We start from the raw sequence: 2,753 nt of genomic DNA, 5'->3' as shown, positions 1-2,753 counted from the left end.
ATTCTGAGTTAGCGCGATTGGTGCGGTTTTACTTACATGGATTGCAGGGTGGATTGCAGGTTGCTTTAACAGAATTACCCGAAGACCCTGGTGCAAATTTAGCCAAAGAAGTACTAGGGGAATTAGAGGGAATTTTGCGATCGCCAACCTCTACACCCATAGAAAATATTTCGCATTCGCTAGAAGATATATTTGAACCAGTTACTTCTAATTATAGCAGTAAACTAAGCGGAATTAAACATAATTTTGAAACAGATAAAGAATTGCGTTTCTATCTCGGCGATTTCCAACTGCTAAGTAATAATGATGCCGATTTGTGGCAGGAAATGCAATTAAAGTTATTGCGAGTTCCCGAAACTTTAGCTGAGTCTTGGCGAGAGAAATTACCGGATTTCAGTAATCAGCGATCGCCTATCCAACTTCCCTTCACCCGCGACGAACATATCTACCCCGGTTTAGAATTTTCTACGAAAACAAAATTAGATGTGCGAGTAGCAGTAGAAACATCAGACTCAGATGTTTATTTTCTCGCCACGGTGTTATCTACTTATATAAAATTTATCGAAGCAATCGACCCAGATTTACATCACGCTTTCAAACCTGTGAATCGTTTTGGCGTCAAATCTTTAGCCACTAAAGATGAGAAATCAAAATATATCGCAGCTTTAATAGATTGCTTTCAACGTGCCAAAACAGCCGCGAAAAACATCGATCCAGCCGACAATTTACGTGCCAGAATTGATTTAGACGAAGCTATCAACTCTTTAGTATATCAGCCACCAGTCGATCGCGATTCCTGGTGGGGAAAACTACAGCAAGAAGCGCGGCGCACTTTGAAAAAAGCCGCCGAAAGCGCACGCAAAGCAGGTCATACCGTCCAAATTCGCGAGTTATGGGGTGCTTACGCCGATATCCGCGCTTACTCCAAAGACGACCTGGAACTGGATAGCGGCGGTAGGTCAGGAGAAGTGCTAGCTTGTCTGCGCGTTTATGCCAAAATTGATGATGAAGTGTTACCCGGTCGGGTACTTTATCGATCGTTTTTTCAATCTTGATAAACTAACACTTTGCCTTCATATTCTGGCAGGTCTAAGGTCAAATTCTCACCAGCTTCTACATCGCAGTTATTGATGCGATCGCGCCATTTTCCAGCAGCGGGGAAGTTGGGAATTTGATAACCAAGTAGAGCATTATTAGAAAAATTTAGCACAACAACAACCGGAGGAGCATCTTCAGTCCAGCGATGGTAAGCGATAACTTTTGCTTCTGCATTTTCGTGGAAAATTTCGATGTTATCGTTTTGCAGCGAGCGATTTTCTTTCCGCAACTCAATTAAGCTTTTGTAATAAGCAAACAAATCGCGATTTTTCTCTCTCTCCAACAAAGGCCATGCAATTTTTTTCGGCTGAGTTACAGTTTCGCTTTTGCGTTTGTGTTCGCCAAATTCTTCTCCCATCCACAGCATTGGTACTCCCATCGCTGTTGTTAACAGAACAGCTGCCAACTTAGTTCGCCGAAATGCCTCTTCGCCAAAAATGCCGCGATCGCCTAATTCTCTCATTGTACGTTCGCGATCGTGAGTCGCCAAGTAATTGATGACATTTGTAGTAGCAGTATAACCCTGTCGCCTGGGGTCTAAAACTTCCTTCAGCTTTTCTAATTCAAAGCTTTCACCAGCAATATGGGGAATCGCAAAGTAATAAAAACTCTCATGCCAACAAGCATCCAGCGGGCCATTTGGGGTCACAACCTTATGCGTATCGGGAATATGTTCGGCAATGTTGTAAAACGGCTTATTTGCAGCAGCTTTTTTCGCTTCGTTGGCAATCCATTCTAAGAATTCATAGTTAGCTAATTGCCGCACCGCGTCAAAGCGAATGCCATCAATATGATATTCTCTTACCCAAAAAGTCACCACATCGCCGATGAATTGCCAAGCAGGTTTTATCTTCAATTTTTCGTTGTAATTATCGTAGTTAAATTCTGGCCCCCAATAATTACCCGGATCTTCCGGATAGTGCATATACTCGTAATACCAGTAATTTCTGTCTATCAGCAATAACGGACATTCTTCATCCGTGTGGTTATAAATTCCGTCCAGAATAACGCGAATACCTCTGGCGTGACATTCATCAATAAAGCGCTTCAACTCTTCAGTTGTGCCATAACTGGATTCTGTCGCGAAATAATGACGCACTTTGTATCCCCAACTATAATCGCCTGGATACTCATTTACTGGCATCAATTCGATCGCATTAATCCCCAATTCGCATAGATAATCTAACTTAGCGATCGCATCTACATATTTGCCTCGCTTATGGGCATCGAGTTCGCCGCCAGAAAAGTCGGCTATGTGCATTTCATATATGACTAATTCATGATTTTCCGGTAGCACTTTGTCGTCATATTGCCAAACATAAGTATCGACAATTCTTTTGCCTTCCTTAATTCGCAGCACACCTTGTTTTTTTATTTCATCAACGTCTGTAGCGTATGGGTCGATGACATCTACCCATTCGTCAGGTGTAAAAGCGGGGCTTTTCGACTGGACGCGAAATTTGTATTGATAAACACCATCCTCTAGCTCTACTTGCGTCCGAAAATAACCATCATCTCCTTTTTCCATTGGGATTTCTTTCCAATTAGAGAAAGACCCGACTAAGGAAAGTTTCTTATTATTAGGAGCAAGTAAATTGAATTCGATCGAACTGGACATAAAGCGCTTTTCCCTCACAAGCCAGAGGTATACAGAA

At 42.2% G+C, this 2,753-nt stretch carries 2 protein-coding genes; one reads left to right on the top strand and one right to left on the bottom strand.

Going from position 1 to position 2,753, the window contains the following annotated elements:
• On the top strand, positions 1-1,055 hold a 1,055-nt coding region (locus H6S82_RS27705; RefSeq protein ID WP_191057063.1), incomplete at its 5' end, for a hypothetical protein.
• Here the strand turns inward: H6S82_RS27705 and H6S82_RS27700 are convergent.
• On the bottom strand, positions 1,046-2,753 hold a 1,708-nt coding region (locus H6S82_RS27700; RefSeq protein ID WP_347339553.1), incomplete at its 5' end, for an alpha-amylase family glycosyl hydrolase. The two genes, H6S82_RS27705 and H6S82_RS27700, sit on opposite strands and share 10 nt — an antisense overlap.

The sequence above is a fragment of the Planktothrix sp. FACHB-1355 genome, from assembly GCF_014748295.1.
GTDB lineage: Bacteria > Cyanobacteriota > Cyanobacteriia > Cyanobacteriales > Aerosakkonemataceae > Aerosakkonema > Aerosakkonema funiforme_A.
This window is presented reverse-complemented; position numbering and strand designations above follow the sequence as displayed.